This window comes from Curtobacterium sp. MCBA15_001 (assembly GCF_001864835.1).
GTDB lineage: Bacteria > Actinomycetota > Actinomycetes > Actinomycetales > Microbacteriaceae > Curtobacterium.
Map to the genome: position 1 here is coordinate 1 of NZ_MJGI01000013.1, position 23437 is coordinate 23437.

The following is a 23437-nucleotide window of genomic DNA, read 5'->3' on the forward strand; positions in this document are numbered from 1 at the left end:
CGGGCCTCCCGTCCGTCAGCTGGTTCAGTCGACCGTCCAGGTCACCAGGCGCGGGTCGGCCGCCCCGACCTGGTGCACCGGCCCGTGCACCGCGACCGTCGCCCGCGGCGTCGCGGACCCGGGCACGGGCGGTCGGGCCGCCGCGTCGCCGACTGCGACGATCCCTCCGGAGTCCAGCGGGCCTCCCGGCGTGGACGCTGCCGCGTGCGAAGCGACCCACACCTCGACGTCACCCGGCTCGACGACCTTGCGCATCGCGCGGTCCGTGAACGCGAAGCGCTGCACCGGCACCGCGAAGTGCACGCACGCGGACTCCCCCGCGTCCAGCCGCACCCGGGCGTAGCCGAGCAGCTGCGCGACGGGGCGGGTGACGCTCGCGGCGACGTCGTGTCCGTACAGCTGGACGACGTCCGATCCCGGGCGGGAGCCGGTGTTCCGCACGGTGACGCTCACCGCGAGGGTCCCGTCCGTGGCGACGGGACCGTCGACGGCCAGGTCCTCGTACGCGAAGGACGTGTAGGTCAGGCCGAAGCCGAACGGGCGGACCGGCGTCGAGTCGGTCGCCGTGACGTCCGACGGGCCCCCGAGCCTCGGGTGCAGGTACGTGTACGGCTGTGCGCCGGCGGACCGAGGCAGTGACACGGGAAGACGCCCGGACGGGTCGGTGACGCCGGTGAGCAGGTCGGCGATCGCCAGCCCGCCGCCCTCACCGGGGAAGAACGCCTGCACCACGGCAGCCGGACGCGGTCCGGGACCGTCCAGCGCCCAGCCGATCGCGTACGGGCGGCCGGTCAGCAGCACCACGACGGTCGGGGTGCCGGTGGCGACGACGGCCTCGACCAGCTCCCGCTGCACCCCGGGCAGCTCGAGCGAGTCGGTGTCGTTGCCCTCGCCGACGGTCCCGCGGCCGAACAGCCCGGCCTGGTCGCCGACGACGACGACCGCGACGTCGGACCCCGCGGCGAGTGCGACGGCCGCCGGGATGCCGGACCGGTCGTCCCCCTCGACCTCGGTGCCGGGTGCGTGCTGCACGCCGTCACCCAGCAGCCCTCGCAGGGCCTCGAGCACGGTGGGGATCGCGAACCCGAGCGGCAGGTCCGGGTGCGTGGCGAGCACGTGGTTCGCGAACGAGTAGCAGCCCTGCAGGGCCTCGGCGCGGTGGGCGTTCGGGCCGATCACCGCGACCGAGCCGGTTCCCGGGCCGCCGCCGGTCGCCCGGTCCGCGGTCAGCGGCAGGACACCGTCGTTCGACAGCAGCACGAGCGACTCGGCCGCCAGCTCGCGTGCCAGGCTCTGGTGCTCCGGCGAGTCCAGGTCGATGCCGGTCGGGGCGTCGTCCTCGAACACGTCGGGTTCGAGCAGCCCGAGGCGCTCCTTCTGCCGCAGGACCCGGAGCACGGCACGGTCGACCAGGGCCTCGTCGACCGCCCCGGCGCGGACCTGCTCGACGAGCGGCGCGAGGTAGGCGTCGCCGGTCGGCAGCTCGACGTCGATCCCGGCCGTGAGCGCCATCGCCGCGGCCTGACCACGGTCGGCGGCTGCGCCGTGCATGACCTCGAGGAACGCGACCGAGAAGTAGTCGGCGACGACGGTGCCGTCGAAGCCGAGGGTCCCGCGCAGGAGGTCGGTCAAGAGTGCTGGGTCCGCCGCGACGGGTACGCCGTCGACCTCGGCGTACGAGTTCATCACCGAGCGGGCGCCCCCGTCGGCGATCGCCATCGCGAACGGCGGCAGGAACACGTCGGCCAGCTCGCGCGGCCCGGCGTGCACGGGCGCGTGGTTCCGCCCGGCCTGGGACGCGGAGTACCCGAGGAAGTGCTTGAGGGTCGCGTCGACCCCGGCGCCCTGCAGCCCGCGGACGTAGGCGGTGCCGACGGTGCCGACCAGGTACGGGTCCTCGCCGATGCACTCGTCGACCCGGCCCCAGCGCGGGTCGCGGACGACGTCGAGCACGGGCGCGAGCCCCTGGTGCACGCCGAGCTGTCGCATCGAGCGCCCGATCACCGCGGCGACCCGTTCGACGAGCTCGGGGTCGAAGGACGCCCCCCACGCCAGCGGCGTCGGGAACGTGGCGGCCTTCCACGCGGCCAGTCCGGTGAGGCACTCCTCGTGCACGAGCGCGGGGATGCCGAGTCGGGTCTCGCGCTTGAGCCGACGCTGCTCCGCCCACAGCCAGGCGGCACGCTCGTCGGGCTCGACCGGTCGGGTGCCGTACACGCGGGTGAACTGGCCGATGCCGTGCCGGGTGATCTCCGCCAGGGTCGCACCGTCCTGCGCGGCGGCCATCTCGCCCTGCATCGGCGCGACGACGCCGTTCTGGTCGAGCCAGTAGCCGACCAGCTGTGCGGTCTTCTCCTCGAGCGTCATCGCCGCCAGCAGGGCGGTGGCGCGGTCCGGAGCGGTTGCCTGGGCCGGGTGGCCACCGGACGGGAGGCCCGGGTCGGCCCCGCCACGCGCCTGGTGGCCGGCGGTGGCCGGCACCGCCCCCTCGAGCGTGCTCACCCCTTCACCGCGCCGGTCAGACCACCGACGATGCGTCGCTGGAAGACCGCGAAGAACACCAGGGCGGGGATCATCGAGAGCGACGTGAACGCGAGCACCCTGGCCGTGTCGACGGAGTACTGCGACGAGAACGCCTGCACACCGAGCGGCAGCGTGTACGTCGATGCGTCGTTCAGGATGAACAGGGGCAGGAGGTAGCTGTTCCAGCTGCCGATGAACGCCAGGATCCCGACGGTCACGACACCCGGCAAGGACAGCGGCACCACCATGCGGAAGAAGAACCCGAGGCGGCTGGCACCGTCGATGGACGCTGCCTCCTCGAGCTCGTCCGGGATCGCACGGAGGAACGGCACGAGGATGATCACCGTCGTGGGCAGGCCGAACGCGATCTGCGGCAGGATCACCCCCGCCAGGCTGTTCGTGAGCCCGAGGTCCTTCACGAGCAGGTACAGCGGGGTGATCGCGACCGTGATCGGGAACATCAGGCCGGCGGCGAACAGCGAGTACAGCGCCCCGCGGCCGCGGAACTGGTAGCGGGCGAGGACGAAGCTGACCATGAGGCCGAGCACGACGACACCGACCGTGGTGGTCACGCCCGCGATCACGGAGTTGCCGAGCTGCTGCCAGAAGACGCCGCTCGTCAGGACGGAGACGTAGTTGCCGATCTGCCAGGGTCCGGGCAGGCCGGCCGGGCTCGCGGTGATCTGCGAGTTCGTCCGGAAGCCGCCCAGGATGATGTACGCGACCGGGCCGATGCACACCGCGATGAAGACGAGCGCGATGAAGTACGTGCCGAGGTTGCGTTCACGGCGGACCGGACCGTCGCTCGGGCGCTTCCGGCCGCGTCGGGGGGCGACGATCGATGCGGTGGCGGTCATCGTGTGGCCTTCTCGGTGAGTGCGCCGGCGGTGTCGCGACGCAGGACGAACCGCTGGTAGACGAGCGCGACCACCAACGAGATGAGGAAGATCACCACGGCCACGGCGTTGCCGTACCCGTAGTTGCCGGACAGTCGGCCGTTCGCGACCATGTACGTCGCCATCGTCGAGGTGCCGGCGGTGGCGGCGATGTACTGCCCCCAGATGATGTAGACGAGGTCGAACAGCTGGAGCGAGCCGATGATCGACAGGAACGCCCAGATGCGGATCGTCGGGCCGAGCAGCGGCAGCGTGACGCTCCGCTGGATCTGCCAGTAGCTCGCACCGTCGAGCTGCGCGGCCTCGAAGAGCTCCTCGGGGATGCTCTGCAGGCCGGCCAGGAACAGGATCACCGCGAAGCCGATGTACTTCCACGAGATGATCGCGAGCAGCGTCCAGATCGCGATGTCCGGGTTCGACAGCCAGTCGTTCCGGAGTGCGCCGAGCCCGAGGCTCTGCAGCAGGTCGTTGACGGCGCCGCTGGTCTGGAGCATGAGGCTCCAGCCGGTGCCGACGATCACCTCGGAGATGACGTACGGCACGAAGATGAGCACGCGGATCAGCCCACGGCCGCGGATGCGCTGGTTCAGCAGGAGGGCGACGACGATGGCGATCGGCCCCTGCACCAGGAGCGACCCGACGACGATGAACAGGTTGTGCCAGAGCACACCACGGAAGTCGGGGTCGGTGAAGATGATGGTGTAGTTCTGCAGGCCGACGAAGTCGACCGGAGCGCCGTACCCCTGCCACTTGTAGAAGCCGTAGTACGCGGCCAGGGCGACGGGCAGGATCACGAACCCGACGAACATGACGACCGCCGGGCCGGCGAGCACGGCGATCTCGGCACGGGTGCGGACGTCGTTGCCCTTGCGGGCCCGGCGGGCCGGGGCCGACGGCGAACCGTCGGCCCCGCCCGTGCGACGTCCCGTCCCGGCCTGGTCTGCCGCGGACCGGTCCGCGGAGCGACTGGTGACGGAGGAGGTCATGGGTTCGTCAGCCCTTCGCTGCTGCCTGGTTGACGGTCGAGACGATGTCCGACACCGACCCCTTGCCGGCGAGCAGGTTCACCACGCTGGTGTTGAGGGCGTTGCCGACGTTCTGGCCGTACAGGGTGTCGAGGTAGTTCGAGACGAACGGTGCCTTGTTGTACGCCTCGAGGACGGTCTTCAGGTACGGCTCGGTGACGACCGACTGGGCGGACTCGTTGGCCGGGATGGCGTTGAAGGCCTTGTAGTAGGCCTCCTGCACGGGCTTCTCGGTCATGTAGTTGAGGAACTCGGTGCACTCCTTCTTCGGGGCCTTCGCCGAGCAGGAGTACCCGTCGACCGCGCCCATCATCGAACCCGGAGCGCCCTTGCCGCCGGAGACCTCCGGGAACGGGAAGAAGCCGAGGTCGGACAGCGGCTTGCCGTCCGGGGTGAGCGAGGAGATCACACCCGGGTCCCAGGCGCCCATGAGCTCCATCGCGGCCTTGTGGTTCGCGATGAGGCCGGCCGAGCTGCCGGCGCCCTGCTGCGCCGCGGTGGTCAGGTAGCCGTCGTTGAAGGGCTTCGTGTCGAAGAACGTCTTGGTGTCCTGACCAGCCTGCTTCCAGCAGCTGTCGGTGAACTCGAGGTCCTTCGCGGCACCGTTCAGCGTCTTCTCGCTGCAGGCGCGGAGGGCGAAGTTGTAGTACCAGTGCGCGGCGGGCCAGGCGTCCTTCGCGCCGACGGCGACGGGCTGAATGCCGGCGGCCTTGAGCTTGGCGATGTCGGCGTTCAGCTCGTCCATCGTGGTGGGCGTGCCCTCGATGCCGGCCTGCTTGAAGAGGTCCTGGCTGTACCAGATGCCCTCGGGGTTGACGTCGACCGGCATCGCGTAGGTCTTGCCGTCGAGCTCGTAGCCCTTGAACGCACCCGAGCTGATCTCGGACTTGGCGTTCTTCCCGATCGAGCTCGAGATGTCCATGAGCTGTCCGGCCTGGGCCATCGCGTTCATCTTGCCGCCGCCGCGCTGCAGGAACACGTCGGGTGCGGAACCCGAGTTCAGCGCGGTCTGGAGCTTGCCGTCCAGGTCCTCGTTCTGGATCGCCTGGATCTTGATGGTGACGTTCGGGTGGTCCTGCTCGAACGCCTTGACGGTCGACTCCCAGAACGCCTTGCCGGGCCCGGTCGTCGAGTTGTGCCAGAAGGTCATCGAGACCTTCCCGTTGCTGTCCGCGGCGTTGCCACCGGCGGAACAGCCGGCTGCCGTGAGTGCGGTGGCCCCGATCAGCGCGATGGCTGCAGCGGCCCGGATCTTCCTCGTCATCGTGGAACTCCTGATGTGTCGTCGTTGACCTGCGACATCGACTGCCGCGTGCAGTGAGCGTGCCAGGTGCGTCGCGTGCTTGTCAATCGATATCGATAACGTTATCCATCCGTGTCGCAGGCATCGGCCGGCGTCGGGTCCGGCGGTACGGTGAGCACATGGAGACCGCAGTCGGCACCGAGCCGGGACCCGGACGGGTCACGATCGGTGACGTCGCGCGTGCTGCCGGAGTCTCGATCCCGACGGTGTCGAAGGTCATCAACAACCGGGACGGCGTCGCGGCGAGCACGATGCTGCGGGTGCAGGAGGTCGTCGAGCGTCTCGGCTACGAGACCTCACTCGTCGCCCGCAGCCTCCGGAGCTCGCGCACCAACGTCATCGGGATCCTGGTGCCCGAGTTCGAGCCGTTCTCCACCGAGCTGCTGCGGGGCGTCTCGACCGCGGCGACCGGCACCGGCTACGAACTCCTGGCCTACGCGGGTCTCGTCACCGGCGCCAGCCAGCCGGGGTGGGAGCGCCGCTCGCTGTCCCGGTTGTCCGGCACCCTGATCGACGGCGCGATCGTCGTCACCCCCACGACCGCACTGTCGAGTTCGTCGATCCCGGTCGTGGCGATCGACCCGCACACCGGACCCGAGGGGCACGCGACGGTCGACACGGACAACGCCGGCGGTGCCCGCAGTGCCGTCGAGCACCTGGTCGCACTCGGCCACACCCGGATCGCGCACATCCACGGCCGCGCCGACCTGGCGAGCGCCCAGCTGCGCGAGGCCGGGTACCGGCAGGCCCTGGCCGCCGCGGGCATCGCCGTCGACGAGGACCTGGTGCGCGCCGGCGACTACCAGGAGGACCAGGCCACCGCCGTCGCCCGCCAGCTGCTGGGCATCGCCGACCGGCCCACCGCGGTGTTCGCCGCGAACGACTCGTCGGCGTTCGGTGTCCTGCAGGCAGCAGCACAGCTCGGGCTCCGCGTACCCGAGGACCTGTCGGTGATCGGCTTCGACGACGTGCCGCAGGCGTCGACCACCACACCGCCGCTGACGACGGTCGCCCAGCCGCTCGCGGAGCTCGGCGCCGCAGCGGTCGACATGCTGCTCGCGATGCTGCGGGGCGAATCCGGGCCGGACCACGTGCGGATGGCGACCGAGCTGCGCGTGCGACGGAGCACAGGACCGGCCCCGGCCTGACCGCCTCCGGCGGCGCGCGTCAGCGCCGCAGCGTCTGCTTCGGGTACTCGCCGAACCGGTCGAGGTACACCGCCGAGAACCGCCCCAGGTGCGCGAAGCCCCACCGCCGCGCGACGTCCCCGACGGTGACGTCCTGCGGGTCGAGCTCCAGCAGCTCCTGACGCACCCGGTCGAGTCGGACCTCGCGCACGTACGTCAGCGGGGACACGCCGAGCACCCGCGCGAAGGACTCCTGCACCGACCGCACGCTCAGTCCGGACACCTCGGACAGGTCGGCCACGGTCACGGGTTCCCGGACGTGGGCGTGCACGTGCTCGACCATGGCGCGCAGGCGGGCGTTGCGCGGCAGCGAGAGGGCTGCCGGCAGCGCGTCGACGTGCGGCGGGAAGAGTCCGAGGAACGCCTCGACCGCGGTGCGCTTGGCGTCGGCCCACGCCGAGGAGTCGACCCCGTCGCGGAGCGCACGCGAGAGGGCACCGAGTGCGTCGTGCCAGCGCGTGAGCGCCGGACCGTCGTCGGCGCGGGGCTGGTCGAACCGGAGCGGGCCGTCGCCGACCTCGTACCGTTCCACCGCGACCGACCGGACGAGGTCCCGGTGCAGGTGCACCAGGCGCTGGTCGTGGTCGGTGGCGACGAAGACGAACTCCTGCTCGGTCGGGTAGAGCGTCGGCTCGTCGGGCCGCAGGTCCAGGCGCTCGCCACCGACGTCGACCGCAGCCGACCCACCGGTGATCCACTGCACCACGTAGTGCTCACCGGGTGCGACCAGACCTCGGGCGAACCCCGTCACCAACGAGCGACGGACCGTCACCTCGCTGTCCCCGACGGCGGTGTACCGGTAGGAGAACTGGTCGCCGGTACGCCGGATGACCCACTGTCGTCCGGCGTCGACGCTCGTCAGGTCGCGTGCGGCGGCCTCGGGATCGCGTCCCGCGACCTCCAGGCGGATCTGGTCGGGCGTGCTGGCTGCCGACGTCGCCGTCTCGCTCACGTGCTCCACAGCCCCGCCGACATCCGATGTGCGCAGGAGTCCTCGTTATCTGGATACGCTGTGTCGGCGAGCCCGGCGTATTGTGTCGCCCAGTCGCTCGACCCGGAGGAGGTGGCCGCGTGACCGTCAGTGATGCCGAGCTCGACCTCGACGCCGCCCTCACCAGGCTGGACGCCGCGATGGCCTCGCTCCGCAACCGCCTGCGCGACCACATGGGCATCGCCGGCATCGACCTGAGCGTCGTGCAGTTCGTCTCGCGCGCCGAGTCGGGCAGCCGTCCGGTCCGCGTGAAGGACCTCTCCGCGCACCTCGGCATCACCGGTCCGGCCGTCACGAACGCCGTCGACCGTCTCGAGCAGGGCGGTCACGTCAGACGCCGGCCGAACCCCGACGACGGGCGCAGTCGGCTCATCGAGCTCACCGACGCCAGCCGCACGAAGTACCACGCCGCGATGGACCACACGAACGAACACCTCCACGACCTGATGGCCTCCTTCTCGGACCGGGACAAGGCCAGGTTCGTCCGGATCATCGACCGCGTGATCGATGCACTCGACGGCGGCGCCCCCGGCCTCTGAGGCAGATTATTGTGCCGCGGCGACGTTGCTGAACGATTGTCCACGGAGCGCAACTAGGTGATTCTTCTACCTAAATCGGCGCATGTCGGCCTCGCTCGCCGTAGCGTCGGCCGGGGCGGGACAACGGGGACTGAGCAGGACGGAGGGCCGCCATGAGCAACTACGACACCGAACCGGGCATCCAACCGGTGCGCATCACGACGTTCCGGCGCATGCGTCGGAAGTGGAAGTTCGGCGAGCAGCCGACCGAGGACCAGACCGTCTTCGACGACCTGTTCACCGGGACCACGCGACCGGTCTGACGCCGGTCGCAGACGGGAGGCGCGGTGCCAGCTGGCACCGCGCCTCCCGTCTGTCTGCGGCCCGCCCACCGCATCGCGCGCTGCCAGCCGCATCGCGCTGAGCGGGTCGAATCGCGCGCTGCCAGGCGAATCGTGCGTTGTGGGCCGGAACTTCGCACCGACCACGCGCGATCTGGCCTCCCATCGCGGGTGAGATGGGACAGAACGCCGGTCAGGCCGGGGCGGGGGCCGTCGAGTCGGCCACGCGCAGGACACAGGGCAGCAGGAAGTGCGGGAGCTCCCCGGACGTGCCGTCGAGCTGGTCGATGAGGGCGTCGGCAGCGCGGTTGCCGAGCTGCCGACTGGGCGCGATCATCGTCGACAGGCGGGGGAAGTGCTGGTCGGCGTTCGTGCTCGACGTCGCGATGCTGAGGACGGACACGTCCTCCGGGACGCTGCGGCCGGCGGCGTAGAGCCCGACGAGCAGCCCCGCCGACGAGTCGTCCTTCATCACGAGGACCGCGGTGACGTCGGGGTCCTCCTCGAGCAGCCGTCGAGCCGCGTCGCGCCGCCCTCGCTGCCCCCCTCGGCGTAGACCACCGTCCCGACGCCACCGCGCTCGGCGACGGACCGCCGGAACGTGTCCTCGACGCGCAGGTGCGGGGCGTACCCGGCCATCGGGGTGCCGTCGAGGTCTTCGAGCACCAGGCCGAACCGCCGGTGGCCCAGCGCGCCGAGGTGGTCGAGGCTGTCCTCGGTCGTGGTCTCGAAGTCGATGTCGACGTAGGGCAGACCGCTGCTGTCGCGCGTGCGACCGATGAGCGTGAAGGGGACGTCGAGGTCGGTGAGGACGGCGACGCGCGGGTCGTCCATCCGGACCTCCATCAGGATGACACCGTCGACGAGCCCGCCGGACACCAGGTCGTCCAGGTCGTCGCCGGCGGGGTCGACCGGCCAGAGCACCAGGTGGTAGCCCCGCTCGGAGGCCCGTTCGGCGGCCGCCATGAAGAACTCGGAGGTCGTCGGGCTGAAGCGGTTGCCGGTGGTCGGGAACAGCAGCGCGATGATCCGGGTGCGTCGACTGGCCAGGGCACGCGCGACGACGTTGTTGCGGAACCGGAGTTCGCGCATCGCGGCGGTGACCCGCGCCTTGGTCTTCGGGGTGACGTACTTCGTGCCGTTCACCACGAAGGACACCGTGGCGATCGAGACGCCCGCGCGGTCGGCGACCTGCTGCATCGTGGCCATGGCGTGAGCATAGCGGCGAACTCGCGAGAAAAGCGCTTTACAAGCAAAGCGCTTTGCTGTTACGTTCTCGCCCCAGGAGCACAGCGACGACGACGTCGAACGGCCTCGTCGGCGCGTGCCAGCCCAGCACCCGTCCAAGAGAAGAGCTCTGCAATGAAGCACAAGTTCACTTCCACGTCGCGCCGGATGCGTGCGCTCGTCGGCGCCGTCGCCGTCGTGGCCACCATCCCGCTGGTCCTGACCGGCTGCTCCGGTTCTGGCACCGCCTCGTCAGGCTCCGGCTCGAAGAACCTGACGATCGAGGACTACTACGCCGCGAACTACAACCCGATCTACAAGCAGTGCGCCAAGACCGTCGGCGCCACGCTCACCATCAACCACGTCGCCGGTGCCGGTCTGATCGCGAAGGTGCTGCAGCAGGCATCGTCGAAGACCCTCCCCGACGTGCTCATGCTCGACAACCCCGACGTGCAGCAGATCGCGTCCTCGGGTGCCCTGTCCGACCTGTCCGCCTACGGTCTGAGCGCCTCCGGCGACGTCCCCGGCGTCAAGGCCGCGAACACCTACAAGGGCAAGCTCTACGGCCTGCAGCCCGCCACGAACTCGATCGCGCTCTACTACAACAAGAAGATGCTCGCCGATGCCGGCATCCAGCCGCCGAAGACGTGGGACGAGCTGCAGGCTGCGGCGAAGAAGCTCACGAGCGGGTCGACCTACGGCTTCGCGATGAGCAACATCAACACCTACGAGGGCACCTGGCAGTTCCTGCCCTTCTTCTGGTCGAACGGTGGCGACGAGAAGAACATCGACACCGACAAGGCCGCGCAGGCCCTGCAGTTCGTCGAGGACCTGCAGAACGACGGCTCGATGTCGAAGAGCTCGATCAACTGGGCGCAGGCCGACGTCAACAGCCAGTTCATCGCGGGCAAGGCCGCGATGATGATCAACGGCCCGTGGCAGCTGCCCACGCTGAACGCCGCGAAGGGCCTGGAGTTCGACTCCGTCCCGATCCCGACCCGCACCGGCGACGCCCCCGTCGCACCGCTCGGTGGCGAGGCGTTCACGGTGCCGCAGACCGGCAACAAGGACACCATGGCGCTCGCCGGCAAGTTCGTCGGCTGCCTGAACAGCGAGAAGATGCAGAAGGTCATCGCGGGTGCCACCGGCAACGTCCCGACCAACGAGAGCATCGGCGCCCAGTGGGCGACCGACCACCCGCAGGTCGCCTCCTTCGTCACCACGGTGAAGACCGCCCGAGCACGCACCGGTGAGCTCGGACCCGACTGGCCCAAGGCCGCCACGAAGATCTACACCGCCGTCCAGCTCGCCCTGACCGGCAAGGCCAGCCCCGAGGACGCGCTCAAGCAGGCGCAGTCGCAAGAGCAGTAGCACTGCGGGGAGCCGGCCGTCCGGCCGGCTCCCTCTCCGCTCAGGACGAAAGGACCCCCGGCGTGAGCGCCTCGACATCGACACGACCACGGACGACACTGCCCGTGGCGACACCCCGACCCGGGCAACGACGTGCCCGGTTCCGATCCGGAGTGACCCGCTGGCTCTTCGTCGTCCCGGCAGCGGTCTTCGTGGTCGTCTTCTTCGGCTACCCGGTCGTGAAGAACATCATCATGTCCTTCCAGGACTACACGACGGCGACGTTCTTCACGGGCGAGGCCCCGTGGGTCGGACTCGGCAACTACATCCAGGTCTTCCAGAGCGCGGTCTTCACGACCAGCCTGGTCAACACGGCACTGTTCACGGCCGGCTCGATCGTCCTGCAGTTCGTCATCGGGCTCTCGCTCGCCCTGTTCTTCCGCCGGCACTTCCCGCTGTCGGGCTTCCTGCGCGGCCTGCTGCTCCTGCCGTGGCTGCTCCCCCTCATCGCCTCGAGCGCGGTGTGGAAGTGGCTGCTCGACCAGGACAGCGGCGCCCTGAACCAGCTGCTCGGCGTCGTCGGCATCGCCCCGGTGCCGTGGCTGGTCAGCCCGAGCCTGGCGCTCATCGCCGTCATCGGCGTCAACGTCTGGCTCGGCATCCCGTTCAACACGACCATCCTGTACAGCGGGTTGCAGTCCGTCCCGCCGGAGCTGTACGAGGCAGCGTCGCTCGACGGCGCCACCGGCTGGAAGGCCTTCTGGCACATCACCTGGCCGAGCATCCGGAGCGTGGTCAGCATCGTGATCGTGCTCGGGGTCGTCTACACGCTGAAGGTCGTGGACATCATCCTCGGCCTGACCGGCGGCGGCCCGGCGAACTCGACCCAGACCCTGGCGACGAACGCGTACCACCAGTCGTTCATCAACTTCCAGTTCGGCATCGGAGCCGCGGTCAGCAACGTGCTCATCGTCGTCTCGTTCGTCTTCGCGATGGTCTACATCGCGATCTCCAGGAAGGCGGTCGACGAATGAGCGTCGGCATCGCGAACCAGACCGTCACGGCCACCCGGGCGATCACCACGAAGCGGAGCGCCAAGCTCCCCCGACCGCGCGGCACCGTGAAGGGCATCCCGTTCACGATCCTGGGCATCGTCTTCCTGGCGATCATGATCTTCCCCGTCTACTGGATGGTGAACACGAGCCTGCAGGCGACGACCGGCGCGGCGACCGCGACGTGGTTCCCCTGGAACCCGACGTTCGCCGGCTACCAGGCGGCCTTCGCGCAACAGGGGCAGAACTTCGTCTCGAGCATGATCATCGGCCTCGGCACCGTCGTGCTGACGCTCGTCATCGCCACCCCCGCCGCCTACGGGCTGGCCCGGTTCCGGATGAAGGGCACGCGGGTGTTCCTGCTCGTGCTGCTCATCACCCAGATGATCCCGGCGATCGTCATCGCGAACGCCCTGTACACGCTGTTCAACAACGTCGGGCTGCTCAACAGCTACGTCGGCCTGATCCTGGCGGACAGCGCGGTCCAGGTGCCCTTCGCGATCCTGCTCATGCGCGCCTTCATGGAGTCCATCCCGCCGAGCCTGGTCGAAGCGGCCCTGGTCGACGGCGCAAGCGACTTCCGAGCGTTCGTCTCGATCGTCGTCCCGATCAGCCGCAACGCGATCGTCACAGCGGCGCTGTTCACGTTCCTCGGGGCGTGGGGCGACTTCCTCATCGCGCTGACCCTGACGTCCACCACCGCCGTCCGACCGATCACGCTCGGCATCTACAACTACATCGGATCCAACGTCACCGACTGGGGTCCCGTCATGGCGACGTCGGTCCTGGCCTCGCTGCCCGCCGCCGTGCTGCTGATCTTCGCGCAGAAGTACATCTCCGCCGGCGCCCTCGGCGGCGCGGTCAAGTGACGCAGCACGAACCCGTCCACGAACACCCCCGCGGGGGAAGAAAGCCGAACGACATGAGCGACACCACCTCCACCCCACTGCGCATCACCGTCTGGGGCGAGAACGTCCACGAGCAGGTCGAGCAACACGTCGCCGAGCGCTACCCCGAGGGCATGCACGGCGCCATCGCGGACGGCATCCGCGAGAACCTGCCCGACGCCGTGGTCCGTACCGCCACGATGCAGGAACCCGAGCACGGTCTGACCGACGAGGTCCTGGCGAACACCGACGTCCTGACCTGGTGGGGCCATGCGGCCCACGCGGACGTCGACGACGCCGTGGTCGACCGGGTGCACAAGCACGTGCTCTCCGGCATGGGCCTGGTGGTCCTGCACTCCGGGCACTGGTCGAAGATCTTCGGCAAGCTGATGGGCACGACCTGCACCCTCCGGTGGCGCAGCGAGCACGACCAGGAACTCGTCTGGACCGTGAACCCGCAGCACCCCATCACGCGCGGCGTCCCGAACCCGATCGTCATCCCGGAACAGGAGATGTACGGCGAGTACTTCGACGTCCCGACCCCGGACGAGCTCGTCTTCATCTCCGGGTTCACCGGCGGCGAGGTGTTCCGGAGCGGCATGACCTACCGCCGCGGCTTCGGGAAGATCTTCTACTTCTCGCCCGGCGACCAGGACTTCCCCGTGTACCACCACAAGGACGTCCGCCGCGTGATCGCGAACGCCACCGAGTGGGCCCGACCGGAGCAGGAGCGCGAGCTGCCGACGCTCCGCCGCTACGACCTCGGCGAGTACTTCGACGGCCAGCACTACCGCGGCCCGTTCGACGACGCCCCCGAAGACGAGCACACCGACGAGCCGGCAGCCGAGCACACCGACGAGCCGGCAGCCGAGAACGCGGACGCAGCCGAGCCGGCCGCCGAACCCGCCGAGGCCCGAGCATGACGCTCCGGGTGGTCCAGGTCGGCGCCGGGGGCATGGGCCGCGCCTGGCTCAGCACCGTCGCCGCCGACCCGGACGTCGAACTCGTCGGGATCGTCGACCTGGACCTCGACGTCGCCCGCGCCGGAGCGGAACTCGCCGGCGACGCGTCGATCCCCGTCGGCCGCAGCCTGACCGAGCTCGCTGCCGAGACCGGGGCCCAGGCCGTGCTCGACATCACCGTGCCGGTCGCCCACCACCCGATCACGATGGAGGCCCTGCACGCCGGCCTCCCCGTCCTCGGTGAGAAGCCCGCGGCGCAGACCGTCGCCGAGGCCCTCTCGCTGGCGGCCGCCGCCGAGGCCACCGGGCAGCTGTTCATGGTGTCGCAGTCCCGCCGGTACAACGACCACCTCGTCGCGTTCCGGCAGCACCTGCGGACCCTGGGCGACCTTGGCACGCTGAGCACCCGGTTCGCCAAGGCGCCGCACTTCGGGGGCTTCCGTGAGGAGATGGACGACGTCCTGCTGCTCGACATGGCGATCCACCCGTTCGACTCGGCGCGGTATTTGCTCGAGCGCGACCCGGTGTCGGTGTACTGCGAGTCGTACAACCCGTCGTGGTCCTGGTACCGCGGGGACGCTGCCGCGGCGGCCGTCTTCACCTTCGAGGACGACATCCGCTACGTCTACGACGGCTCGTGGTGCGCGCCGGGTGCCGAGACGTCCTGGAACGGCGACTGGCGGGCCTCCGGCGCGGCGGGCGCGGCGCTGTGGGACGGCGACCACGCCCCGACGAGCGACCTCGACGGCACGCCCGGCTCCCCCGAGGGCGCGCCGAGCGTGGGCACCGAGATCGCTGGCGCACTCGCCTCGTTCGTCCGTGCGCTCGGGTCCGGCACGACACCGGACGGCGAGGTGCACGGCAACGTGATGAGCCTGGCGATGGTCGAGGCGGCGATCGCCTCGACCCGGTCGGGCAACCGCGTCGTCATCGACCAGGTGCTCGAGCAGGCGCACGCTGCGGCGCTCGCCGCGGAGCGCGACGACGCGACGCGCGAGCGCCTGGCGGCGTGGGGGTCCGTGCGGAACGCGCTGTCCGGGACGGTCGCGACCGCCGGCTGAGTCCGGGCAACAGGACGGACGGGAGGCCCGGTGCCAGCTGGCACCGGGCCTCCCGTGCGTCAGCGGGTACGTTCGGTGCGCTCCCCGCTCCCAGCTCCCCGCTCCCCGCTCCCCGCTCGAGGTTCCGAAATCGCGGCACCTCGGGTGCGTGGACCGGCCATTTCGGGAACTGCCGCGGAACTGAGCGGCAAGTCGTGGAACCTCGGCATCGTGTGGAGACGACATGCCCGGCCGCGCCCGGTGCGCACGCGCGCGTCAGCGGCGGCGGACCGCTGCCCGCAGCACCGCGTCCGCGCGGTCGTTGAGCCGCCCGAGCAGCCCGGCGAGCGCCTGCAGGTCCTCGTCCGCGAACTCCCCCACGACGTCGTCGAACGTCTCGTCCCCGTGCACGTCGAGCTGGTCCAGCAGCCGCCGACCGGCCGGCGCGAGTTCGAGCAGGCTCGCGCGACCGTCCTCCGGGTCCGGGGACGCTGCGAGGTGCCCGGCCGACATCAGGGCGGCGACGCGGCGGCTGACCACCGGACGCGAGAGCCCCGTCAGCTCGGCAACCGAGGTCGCACGCACCGGTCCGAGCCGCTCGACCGCGCGCAGGATCACCCGGGCGGTGGGGTCGAGGCCACCCCGGTCCTCGATGAGCACGGACCGCAGCGCCTGGCGGACCCAGAGTCGGTCGAGCTGCTGGCGGAGCGCCCGCTCGGAGGCGGCGCGGTGGTCGGTCACGGGGTCCAGCGTAGGGCGCTGACCCATGCGGCCCCGAGCCGGCACCATTTAGTTGCTTGCTGGAAGCACATGGTGGTACTTTGCAGTCGCTGCAAGGTCGAGACCGGTGCCGCCGCCCACCCCATGGGTCCGCGCGTCGGCACGTCCGGTCTCCCGGGCAGCCGTCAACCGAACCGACCGAAGGAACGCATGTCAACCGCCACCGCACCCGTCCGGGAGCACCGCGGGCGTCACGACGCCACCGCCCCCGGCACCGCCGGACCCGGCCAGCAGCCGCTCATGACCCACCGCCAGATCCTGCTCGTCATCTACGGCCTGATGGCGGGGATGTTCCTGTCCTCGCTCGGGCAGACCGTGTTCGGCACGGCCATCCGCACGATCGGCGACGACCTGCACGGGCTCGACCAGCAGGCGTGGGTGACGACGGCGTACCTGATCACGTCGACCATCGCGACGCCGATCTACGGCAAGCTCTCCGACATCTTCGGGCGCCGACCGCTGTACATCTTCGGCATCGTCGTCTTCATCCTGGGCGCCGTGTTGTCGTCGATGTCGACCTCGATGCTCATGCTCGCGGCTTTCCGCGCCGTGCAGGGCATCGGCGCCGGTGCCCTGATGTCGCTGCCGCTGGCGATCATGGGCGACATCCTCGCGCCCCGCGAGCGGGCGAAGTACCAGGGCTACTTCCTGGCCGTCTTCGGCATCTCCAGCGTCATCGGCCCGCTCATCGGCGGTCTGCTCGCCGGCTCGTCCGAGATCCTGTGGATCACCGGGTGGCGCTGGGTGCTGCTCATCAACGTGCCGATCGGCATCGCCGCGCTCGTGATGGTGATCGTGTTCCTGCACCTGCCGAAGGTGCACGACAAGACCGACAAGCCGAAGGTGGACTGGTGGGGCGCGACCTCGGTCATCCTCACCCTGGTGCCGCTGCTGCTCGTCGCCGAGCAGGGCCGCACGTGGGGCTGGGGCTCCTCGGCCGCGATCGCCTGCTACGTGATCGGTGCGCTCGGGCTCGTCGCCCTGCTGCTCATCGAGTCGAAGATGAGCGACGCGGCGATCATCCCGCTCAAGCTGTTCCGTTCGGGCACGTTCTCGATGGCGACCGTCATCGGGTTCCTGGTCGGGTTCGCGATGTTCGGTGCGATGCTGACCATCCCGCTGTACCTGCAGATCGTGGTCGGTCTCAGCCCGACGCAGTCCGGCTTCGCCACGCTGCCGCTCGTGGGCGGCCTGATGATCGCCTCGATCACCTCGGGCCAGATCGTCGCCCGCGTCGGTCGCTACCGGGTCTTCCCCGTCATCGGCACCTTCCTGGTCTCGGCGGGCTACGTCGTCCTGACCTTCATGTCGATCGACAAGCCGCTCTGGTTCCTGATGATCGGCATGTTCCTGATCGGCCTCGGGCTCGGCTCGGTCATGCAGTCGCTGACGCTGGCCTCGCAGGGGTCGGTCGAGGCCCGGGACATGGGCGTCGCGACCTCGTCGGCCACGTTCTTCCGCCAGATCGGCGGGACGCTCGGCACCGCGGTGCTGCTCTCGATCCTGTTCTCGGTGATGCCGGCGAACATCCTCAGCGCCACCGCGGACAAGGGCACCCTGTCGGACGGCCTCGACGCTGCGCTCAACCCGAGCGTCGCCAGTGCCCAGCGGAACCAGGGCGTCATGGACAAGATCTGGAACCCGATCGTCACGCCGATCGAGCAGCATGTCGCCGCCGGCCTGGCGTCCGGCACCACGGCCGCCAAGCAGGCAGCCGACCAAGCCGTGACCGAGCAGGTCACCGCCGCCGTCCAGGCACAGGTTGCCGCGGGCACCGTCCCGGCAGCCGCTGCACAGACGCTCATCGACCAGCAGGTCGCCGACGCCACGCCGCGCGCCGAGATCACGGCGCTGCAGCAGGCGGCAGCGAAGGCCCACGCCTCGGTGCAGGACGGCGCGCTGGTCGTCGACTGGTCGAACGCGTCCGACCGGCAGTACTACGTCGACCAGGCTGTGCCGTCGATCGTGGCGCAGCTCGAGCAGCAGTCCTCGGGCAGCGACTCCAGCGCGTCGAGCACGAACGACACGTCCTTCCTGACCGGTGCCGACAGCCGCCTGACCCGTCCGTTCATGGCCGGCTTCAACGCCTCGTCCGTCACGATCTACTGGGTCGGACTCGGGGTCATCCTGCTGGCGTTCGTCCTGTCGTGGTTCTTCAAGGTCCCGCCGCTGCGTGCCCGGTCGGCACTGCAGGAGCGCGCTGACCTGTCCGCCGAGTCCGAGCTCGAGGCGTCCGCCGGCATGGCAGCCGCCGAGGCCGGGTCCTTCACCGGTCCGATGACCGGTTCGACGCCGACCGTCCGGCGGTGACGACGGTGACCGCCGCCCCGTCCGCCGTCGCTACCGGTGCCGGCACCGCTCCCGATGGTGCCGGCGGTGACGTCGCTGGTCCTGACGGTTCCGCCTGCTCGCTCCGCGAGCGGAAGAAGCAGCAGACGCGGCACGCCATCCACGACGCTGCCGCCCGGCTGGTCGGGGAGCAGGGACTCGGCGGGGTCACCGTGGAGCAGATCTGCGCCGAGGCGGACGTCTCGCCGCGGACCTTCTTCAACTACTTCCCGTCCAAGGCCGACGCCGCGCTCGGGTTCCCCCCGAACGCGGTGCCCGGCTCGGTGCGCACGCGGTTCCTGGAGTCGGACGGGCCGCTCGTGGCGGACCTGTGCGACCTCGTCGCGCACACCGTCGCCCTGCCGCAGGACCGGGACCGCGCCCGCGAGCTCGTGCAGCGCCACCCCGAGGTGATGCCCACCATGCTCGACTGGATGGCCGCGACCCGCAGCGCCGTGATCGAGGTCGCCGCGGAGCGGACCGACCAGCAGACGGCCCGGACCTCGGTCACGTTCGTGATGGCGGCCCTCATCGAGGTCGCGCACCGGACGACCGTCGCCGACGGCGACGAGCTCGCCGTGGTGCTGCGCGACGTGGTGAACGAGATGGGCGCGTTGGCGCGGGCCTGACCGCGACCACACGACGGACGGGCGCGCCCCGCTCAGCGGCAACGCGAAGCGTTGCGCGGGGCGCCCCGACCGAGCCTGCGAGGGAGGGGTGCCAGCCGGTGCCGGCGCGACGCCCCAGCGGCGGGCCGGCCGTGCCTGGAGGGACGGTGCCAGCTGGTACCGGGCCTCCCGTCCGTCTCGTGGTGCGGCGACAGCCGCGTGGTGCGGGGCAACGAGCGCGCACGCAGCCCACAACCCAGCACCGGCCACGAAACCCGCACGGTGCGCAGTCGTGAACACCGCACGGTGCGCTGCGCTGCGCGGAACGTGAGCGTCGCCCGGTTACGGTGACCGTGTGCACCGACGACGGACGACCGCCCCGGACCCCGGCGACGGCAGCGTGCTCGTCGTCGCGGCCGACCCGCGCCGCGCTGCCCGGACGACCCCGTGGCGACGGGTCCTGGTCGGCCTGGTCGTCACCGCGCTGCTCGGCGGCGCAGCGATCGCGACGGTCGGGACCCTCGCCTCGCAACGCACCGCAGAGCGCTTCGCCATCGAGGACGCCACCGACGACACCGCCACGATCGCCCGCGCGGTCGTCGAACCGGTGCTCGACGACGCCCTCGCCGATCCCCGTGCGACCGATACTGAGCGCTCCGCCGCGGTGGACCGGCTGCAGGGAGCCGTGCGCAGCGTGACGGACACGACCGCGGCGGTGCGGGTCAAGCTCTGGTCGTCGGACGGCACCGTGCTGTGGTCGGACGAGCCGCGGCTGGTCGGGGAACGCTTCGCGCTGTCGGAGGACGACCGCGCGGCGCTCGAGACCGACCGGTCGGACGCCGAGGTCTCGGACCTGCGGGCACCCGAGAACCGGTACGAACGCGGCCGTGGTCCGCTGCTCGAGGCGTACCAGGCCGTGCACCTGCCGTCCGGCGGACCGTTGCTGCTCGAGGTGTACTACCCGTACGACACGGTGCTGGCGAGTGCGGCATCGCTCCGGGCGGCCTTCGCGGCGCTCGCGTTCGGCACGGTGGCGGTCGGCATCGCGCTGCTGCTGCCGGTGCTGCTCTGGATGGTGCTGCGTGTCCGGGCCGGGCAGCGCGACCGGGAGCGCCTGCTCGTCCGGGCCCTCGATGCCGAGACCGCCGAGCGACGACGCCTCGCGGCGGACCTGCACGACGGCCCGGTGCAGGACGTGGCCGGGCTCGCGCTCTCGCTCGGCGCTGCGGCGAGGACCCCAGCCGCCGATGCCTCGGCGGTCCTCGACGACGCGGCCCGGACCCTGCGGCAGGCGGTGTCGGCGCTGCGGTCGTCGATGGCGGTGATCCAACCTGCCGCGCCGGACCGCGACGGACTGGCGGCAGCGCTGTCCGACGCGACGGCACGGGCGCGGGCCGCCGGCGTCGCCGTGGTGCTCGACGTCCCGGACGTCGTCGACGCGCCCGCTGTCGCGATGACGGCGGTCGTGCGCTTCGTGCGCGAGGTCGTCGCGAACACCGTGCGCCACGCCCGTGCCGACACGGTCGAGGTCGTCGTCCGCGGGACGGACACGGCCCTGGTGGTCCGTGTCGCGGACGACGGCGTCGGGTTCGACCCTGCGGTCGTGCTCGGGTCGCAGCGGAGTGGCCACCTCGGCACGACGTTGCTCCGGCAGATCGCCGAGGACGCCGGCGGGACGCTCCGCCTCCGCACCGGCAGGGCGCCCGGGGCCGGACCCGGCACCGGGACCGGCACCGGAACCGGGATCGAATCCCGCACCGGGACGGCACCCGGCACCGCATGGGAGCTCACCCTGCCGACCGGAGCCCGCTCGTGACGGTCCGTGTCCTGCTCGTCGACGACCACGCGATCGTCCGGAACGGGCTGCGCGCCGTGCTCGACACCACGCCCGACTGCACGGTCGTCGGCGAGGCCGCGACGGGCGAGGCAGCCGTCGACCTCGCCGCCGAGCTCGTGCCCGACGTGGTGGTGATGGACCTGTCGATGCCCGGCGCCGGCGGGGTCGTCGCGACCGGGCACCTGCGCGCGACGGTCCCGACCACACGCGTCCTGGTCCTGACGACCTTCTCCGACGACGCCCGTGTCCGAGCAGCGCTGGCCGCTGGCGCGACGGGCTATGTGCTCAAGGACGCCGACCCGGACGACGTGGTGCGGGCCGTCCGGGCAGCGGCGCGGGACGAGGCCCCGATCGACCCCCGCGTCGCGCGGCACCTGCTGACGCCCGGTCCGCCGCCGTCCCGCTCGACCCAGCCGGGCCCGGTGCTGCCGCCCCGCGAACGTGAGGTGCTCGTCCGCCTGGCCCGCGGCCTGTCGAACAAGCAGATCGCCCACGAACTCGGGATCGCCGAACGGACCGTGAAGGTGCACGTCGGCAGCGTGTTCCGGCGGATCGGGGTCGCCGACCGCACCAGTGCCGCGCTGTGGGCCCGCGACCACGGCTGGTGAGGCGGTACTAGTACCAAGGTCCGATACCGGTCTCCGTCCGCTCCGGCGACGATCGTGACGAGGGGATGCACCGCCCCCGTCACCAGGAGGCACACCATGGACCACACGCTCATCCGCCGCCGCCGCTCCGTCGGCGTCGCAGCGACGATCGCCGCCGTCACCGTCGCGGCCGTCGCGCTCGTCGGGGTCGCCCCGGCGCAGGCGTCCGGCAAGACGTCGACCAGCGGGGACTACGCCGTCACCGTCAACGGCACGACGACGAACCCGGCCGTCGGCAAGGAGTTCAAGCTCAAGGACACCGCCGTCTCGGGCACCATCGCCGTGCGCGGCAAGCACAACGGCTTCGACATCCGGATCGCCGACCTCGGCGTGTACGACTACACCCTGACCGGGGCGCCGGACACGCAGCGCATGGTCACGAAGCCGACCGTCGTGTTCGCGTCGAAGGTCCCGTCGCTGTCGCCGGCGCAGCTCGCCAGCGCCCGGCTGTCCTCCCTCGAGGTGAAGGACGACACCCTCGTCGCGATCTTCGGCACCTCGGCCGGCAAGCTCAAGGTCCAGGCGAAGGACGGTGCGCAGGGCGGCGTCTTCCAGATGGAGACCGAGTTCGCCGCCCCCGTGTCGTTCACGCACACGCTCGGCACCGGCCTCTTCTACTTCACGAACCCGTACACCGGGAAGATCAACTTCGGCGACGGGACCCCGGCCGTCGCCGGTGGCAGTGACGCCCACCAGATGCTGCTCGGCAAGGACAGCCCGCAGGTCGCCACGAAGACCTCGCAGACGGCCACCACGACGACGTGGACCGTGCAGCCCGGCGGTCGCATGGGTGGGGTCCTCGGTGAGGACGCGGTCGAGCTCAGCCAGGGCGCGACGAACTGCACGAGCGACTGCCAGGCGCAGAACCAGATCCGGGGATCGCTGCCGGTGCCGCCGGACCCGGTGGACCCGACGCCGCTGGCGACGCGCTGAGGCGCTCGCACAGGACGGACGGGAGGCCCGGTGCCAGCTGGCACCGGGCCTCCCGTCCGTCCTGTGGTGCGACATCAGCGTCCGGTCATGATGGCTGCGGCTTCGGTGATCGTCATCCCGGGGTGCTGTTCCCGGAGACGCCGAACGGCGCGCGGGTCGATCGCCGACGTGGGTGACAGTCGGGTCGCGCCGACCACCGAAGGCGCGGCCGAGGCGACGCAGAGGGTCGCAAGCATGACCAGTCCCGCGAACACCGACCCGAACAGCGGGAGCGCAAGGAGCGCCAGGGTCAAGCCGGCCAGGATCGCGAGCCCGCGTGTTCGCATCGTCATGAGAAGCACTTCTGCTGGACGGCCGCGATCCCCAGGAGTTCGGCACCGAGCGCGGCAGCAGCCCCGCCGAGCGCCTGGATCTTCTCCCACTTGAACGAGGCGCCCCAGAACAGCTGCACAGCCTTCGCGACGCCGCCGAGTCCCTCGATCAGGCGCTTGATCTTGAGGATCTTCGCTGCCGGGATCGCCGTCGAGGCGATGAGCCAAGCGATCGCCCCGGCACACCCGACGATGTCTGCTCGCGATGTCGTCACGAGTTCCGGATGCGTCGAGGTCACCCAGTCTCGGAGCGCGAGATCGCCGGCCAGGAGGACCGCCTCCGGGATCTCATCGATGAGCGCCAGCCCACGTTCGAGGTCCCCGGCACGGAGATCGAGGCCGTCGGCCATCGCACGGAGATCGGGAGCCACTGCGCCGCCAGGGGACGCGTGGACTGGCGTAGCGACGAGCAGCGATGCGAACAGGCAAGTGGTGGCAGCCGCGACGAGCGCGGTGCGTGCTGGCGAGGTGGCGTTGGACGACTTCATCGTTGTCTCCTTCTCTCCCGACGCCCCTCGTCGGGTTGACGCAGATATTGACATTGATGTTCCACATGTGCAAGCGGCGCTCGGGTCACGATGGGGACCTGCCGTCCGTCCGGCGCCTCTACACCGCGAAAGCGACAGATCGC

The 23437-nt window shown here is 70.7% G+C and carries 23 protein-coding genes; 13 read left to right on the top strand and 10 right to left on the bottom strand.

Going from position 1 to position 23437, the window contains the following annotated elements:
* Positions 1-24 precede the first annotated feature (24 nt).
* The 4 genes from BIU90_RS06215 to BIU90_RS06230 form a co-directional block, all read right to left on the bottom strand.
* The gene (locus BIU90_RS06215) at positions 25-2367 is read right to left on the bottom strand and encodes a glycoside hydrolase family 3 N-terminal domain-containing protein (protein WP_083403758.1); all 2343 of its coding nucleotides are present in this window, start codon (positions 2365-2367) and stop codon (positions 25-27) included.
* A 131-nt stretch (positions 2368-2498) separates the two neighbouring features.
* Entirely contained in the window at positions 2499-3380 is an 882-nt protein-coding gene (locus tag BIU90_RS06220) for a carbohydrate ABC transporter permease (RefSeq protein WP_071299384.1), read from the bottom strand.
* Positions 3377-4405, bottom strand: coding sequence for a carbohydrate ABC transporter permease (locus BIU90_RS06225; RefSeq protein ID WP_071299385.1), 1029 nt, complete (start codon positions 4403-4405; stop codon positions 3377-3379). The genes BIU90_RS06220 and BIU90_RS06225 overlap by 4 nt, the downstream gene beginning before the upstream one ends.
* A gap of 7 nt (positions 4406-4412) precedes the next feature.
* Complete coding sequence (locus tag BIU90_RS06230; RefSeq protein ID WP_071299386.1) at positions 4413-5708, bottom strand: ABC transporter substrate-binding protein; 1296 nt, start codon at positions 5706-5708, stop codon at positions 4413-4415.
* Between the two features lie 158 nt (positions 5709-5866).
* Here BIU90_RS06230 and BIU90_RS06235 point away from each other — a divergent pair, with 158 nt between their 5' ends.
* Complete coding sequence (locus tag BIU90_RS06235; RefSeq protein WP_071299387.1) at positions 5867-6895, top strand: LacI family DNA-binding transcriptional regulator; 1029 nt, start codon at positions 5867-5869, stop codon at positions 6893-6895.
* 19 nt (positions 6896-6914) lie between these two features.
* Here the strand turns inward: BIU90_RS06235 and BIU90_RS06240 are convergent, their stop codons facing one another.
* A complete protein-coding gene (locus BIU90_RS06240; RefSeq protein WP_139195137.1) occupies positions 6915-7886 on the bottom strand; it encodes an AraC family transcriptional regulator in 972 nt (323 codons plus the stop codon).
* A 119-nt stretch (positions 7887-8005) separates the two neighbouring features.
* Between BIU90_RS06240 and BIU90_RS06245 the strand changes: the two genes are divergently transcribed.
* Positions 8006-8464 (top strand): MarR family winged helix-turn-helix transcriptional regulator, encoded by a 459-nt coding sequence (locus tag BIU90_RS06245; protein WP_071299389.1) that lies wholly within the window; start codon positions 8006-8008, stop codon positions 8462-8464.
* A 152-nt stretch (positions 8465-8616) separates the two neighbouring features.
* Complete coding sequence (locus BIU90_RS18615) at positions 8617-8766, top strand: hypothetical protein (protein ID WP_175470147.1); 150 nt, start codon at positions 8617-8619, stop codon at positions 8764-8766.
* Positions 8767-8977: 211 nt separating this feature from the next.
* Here the strand turns inward: BIU90_RS18615 and BIU90_RS18955 are convergent, their stop codons facing one another.
* Both BIU90_RS18955 and BIU90_RS06250 read right to left on the bottom strand, forming a co-directional pair.
* Positions 8978-9295, bottom strand: a complete 318-nt coding sequence (locus tag BIU90_RS18955) for a substrate-binding domain-containing protein (RefSeq protein WP_368086269.1) — start codon at positions 9293-9295, stop codon at positions 8978-8980.
* A complete protein-coding gene (locus BIU90_RS06250) occupies positions 9256-9993 on the bottom strand; it encodes a LacI family DNA-binding transcriptional regulator (RefSeq protein ID WP_254786961.1) in 738 nt (245 codons plus the stop codon). Before BIU90_RS06250 ends, BIU90_RS18955 begins: the two co-directional genes overlap by 40 nt.
* A gap of 153 nt (positions 9994-10146) precedes the next feature.
* Between BIU90_RS06250 and BIU90_RS06255 the strand changes: the two genes are divergently transcribed.
* The 5 genes from BIU90_RS06255 (at position 10147) to BIU90_RS06275 (ending at position 15323) form a co-directional block, all read left to right on the top strand.
* The gene (locus tag BIU90_RS06255; RefSeq protein WP_254786962.1) at positions 10147-11382 is read left to right on the top strand and encodes a sugar ABC transporter substrate-binding protein; all 1236 of its coding nucleotides are present in this window, start codon (positions 10147-10149) and stop codon (positions 11380-11382) included.
* A 104-nt stretch (positions 11383-11486) separates the two neighbouring features.
* Positions 11487-12395: a carbohydrate ABC transporter permease gene (locus tag BIU90_RS06260; RefSeq protein WP_254786963.1), complete on the top strand. Its 909-nt coding sequence runs from the start codon at positions 11487-11489 to the stop codon at positions 12393-12395.
* On the top strand, positions 12392-13282 hold the full coding sequence (locus tag BIU90_RS06265; protein WP_071299392.1) for a carbohydrate ABC transporter permease: 891 nt from the start codon (positions 12392-12394) through the stop codon (positions 13280-13282). The genes BIU90_RS06260 and BIU90_RS06265 overlap by 4 nt, the downstream gene beginning before the upstream one ends.
* 53 nt (positions 13283-13335) lie before the next feature.
* On the top strand, positions 13336-14223 hold the full coding sequence (locus BIU90_RS06270) for a ThuA domain-containing protein (protein WP_071299393.1): 888 nt from the start codon (positions 13336-13338) through the stop codon (positions 14221-14223).
* A complete protein-coding gene (locus tag BIU90_RS06275) occupies positions 14220-15323 on the top strand; it encodes a Gfo/Idh/MocA family protein (RefSeq protein ID WP_071299394.1) in 1104 nt (367 codons plus the stop codon). The genes BIU90_RS06270 and BIU90_RS06275 overlap by 4 nt, the downstream gene beginning before the upstream one ends.
* A 255-nt stretch (positions 15324-15578) precedes the next feature.
* Here BIU90_RS06275 and BIU90_RS06280 read toward each other — a convergent pair whose 3' ends face one another.
* Positions 15579-16043 carry a MarR family winged helix-turn-helix transcriptional regulator gene (locus tag BIU90_RS06280; protein WP_071299395.1) on the bottom strand — a complete coding sequence of 155 codons (465 nt, stop codon included), beginning with the start codon at positions 16041-16043 and terminating at the stop codon, positions 15579-15581.
* A 189-nt stretch (positions 16044-16232) separates the two neighbouring features.
* On the opposite strand from BIU90_RS06280, the gene BIU90_RS06285 reads away from it, so the two are divergent.
* The 5 genes from BIU90_RS06285 (at position 16233) to BIU90_RS06305 (ending at position 22435) form a co-directional block, all read left to right on the top strand.
* Entirely contained in the window at positions 16233-18392 is a 2160-nt protein-coding gene (locus BIU90_RS06285) for an MDR family MFS transporter (RefSeq protein ID WP_071299403.1), read from the top strand.
* The gene (locus BIU90_RS06290) at positions 18389-19039 is read left to right on the top strand and encodes a TetR/AcrR family transcriptional regulator (protein ID WP_071299396.1); all 651 of its coding nucleotides are present in this window, start codon (positions 18389-18391) and stop codon (positions 19037-19039) included. The genes BIU90_RS06285 and BIU90_RS06290 overlap by 4 nt, the downstream gene beginning before the upstream one ends.
* Positions 19040-19373: 334 nt before the next feature.
* Positions 19374-20834, top strand: a complete 1461-nt coding sequence (locus BIU90_RS06295; protein WP_071299397.1) for an ATP-binding protein — start codon at positions 19374-19376, stop codon at positions 20832-20834.
* Entirely contained in the window at positions 20798-21463 is a 666-nt protein-coding gene (locus tag BIU90_RS06300; RefSeq protein WP_071299398.1) for a response regulator transcription factor, read from the top strand. The genes BIU90_RS06295 and BIU90_RS06300 overlap by 37 nt, the downstream gene beginning before the upstream one ends.
* Before the next feature lie 96 nt (positions 21464-21559).
* Positions 21560-22435: a hypothetical protein gene (locus BIU90_RS06305; protein ID WP_071299399.1), complete on the top strand. Its 876-nt coding sequence runs from the start codon at positions 21560-21562 to the stop codon at positions 22433-22435.
* A 74-nt stretch (positions 22436-22509) separates the two neighbouring features.
* On the opposite strand, the gene BIU90_RS06310 is transcribed toward BIU90_RS06305, so the two are convergent.
* Positions 22510-22767 carry a hypothetical protein gene (locus BIU90_RS06310; RefSeq protein WP_139195138.1) on the bottom strand — a complete coding sequence of 86 codons (258 nt, stop codon included), beginning with the start codon at positions 22765-22767 and terminating at the stop codon, positions 22510-22512.
* A complete protein-coding gene (locus tag BIU90_RS06315; RefSeq protein ID WP_139195139.1) occupies positions 22764-23177 on the bottom strand; it encodes a hypothetical protein in 414 nt (137 codons plus the stop codon). The genes BIU90_RS06310 and BIU90_RS06315 overlap by 4 nt, the downstream gene beginning before the upstream one ends.
* Positions 23178-23437: the final 260 nt, after the last annotated feature.